This is a genomic window from Moorena sp. SIO3I8 (assembly GCF_010692325.1).
Lineage (GTDB): Bacteria > Cyanobacteriota > Cyanobacteriia > Cyanobacteriales > Coleofasciculaceae > Moorena.
This window is the reverse complement of sequence record NZ_JAAHHW010000484.1, coordinates 1-1,057: the sequence shown is the minus strand read 5'-3', so window position 1 is coordinate 1,057 and position 1,057 is coordinate 1. Positions and strand designations below refer to the sequence as shown.

Below are 1,057 nucleotides of genomic sequence, written 5' to 3'. Positions count from 1 at the left end.
TGGCATCCGGCCAGTTTTTAAAACGAATGGCTCATATCTCAAGTCCGTTAAAAATCATAATATTGCACCTGGATAGCCTGCACTCGTCTATGGCAAGGAAATCCGAATTTAGCCTGCCAAAAGCAGGCTCTCAAATCCTTATTTTTTCCTTACTCCTTGTCAAGGGAACTGTGATGGTTTATTTCCACGCTTCAGCCTGCAGAGTTTGCTACAATATATCGCTTAAAACTGACTTTAGCTATGAGCCGTGGAATTAATGGCTTTGCTTAATAATGGAATGATTTGAAGAGTTTTTTGGAATGGGCATCTTGCCCCTTCTCAATATTTTCGGGCAGCCAGGATGCCCACCCCACTCATATTCATTCCTTGATTCAGCAATACCGAATTAATGATATTTTTGGTTAACTCACACACTACAACTAGTGTGATTCTCGATCTGAACACTACCTATGTGGGTTTTCCTACTCTAGGTCTTAAAAGTCCATACTTGTCTGAATCAAAGAGTTTGAGATGCCTTCAATCCACTTATAGACAGCAATCCTACGCACACTAGTATCTTTCAACTATAGTTCGGGTTTGCTTTACCCTACCAGGATTACTCCCTAAATTCTGACGCGCAGCGTAGAACTTGACAGGGGTAAAACCCCTGCCCTGTCCTCAGACCAGAGAATTGGGTTTTGATTTAGATCAAAGCGAGCTTAGTAGCGACGAGCACCGAAGTTATCACCTCTGCCGCGATTGCCCCCAAATGAGTTTCTTTTTTCCCGAGGCTTGGCTTTATTGACTTTGAGCTCGCGCCCCATCCATTCAGCTCGATCAAGCTCTTCAATGGCCTTTGCTTCTTCCTCCTCTGTGTTCATTTCCACAAAAGCAAAGCCCCTTAAGCGACCTGTTTCGCGATCGGTGGGCATGTGAATTCGCTTGATTTGGCCATATTCTTCAAACACAGATTTCAGATCCTCTTCTGTCACCTCACGTGCAAGGTTACCAACGTAGACAGACATACAATATCTCCAAAATTTGATTTATGTAGAGATAGAAATTTCGGAGGCATGCT

At 43.3% G+C, this 1,057-nt stretch carries 2 protein-coding genes; one reads left to right on the top strand and one right to left on the bottom strand.

Translation table 11 applies throughout. The features are described from left to right. Window positions 1–257: hypothetical protein (locus F6K51_RS38070; RefSeq protein ID WP_293031554.1), on the top strand; the 257-nt coding region annotated here is incomplete at its 5' end. 441 nt (window positions 258–698) lie between these two features. Here F6K51_RS38070 and F6K51_RS38065 read toward each other — a convergent pair. Next, window positions 699–1,004 (bottom strand): RNA-binding protein, encoded by a 306-nt coding sequence (locus tag F6K51_RS38065; protein WP_075900939.1) that lies wholly within the window; start codon window positions 1,002–1,004, stop codon window positions 699–701. Window positions 1,005–1,057 lie beyond the last annotated feature (53 nt).

Coding starts and splice junctions, on each gene's coding strand:
- F6K51_RS38065 (WP_075900939.1), bottom strand. CDS start 1,004: ATGTCTGTCTACGTTGGTAACCTTGCACGTGAGGTGACAGAAGAGGAT.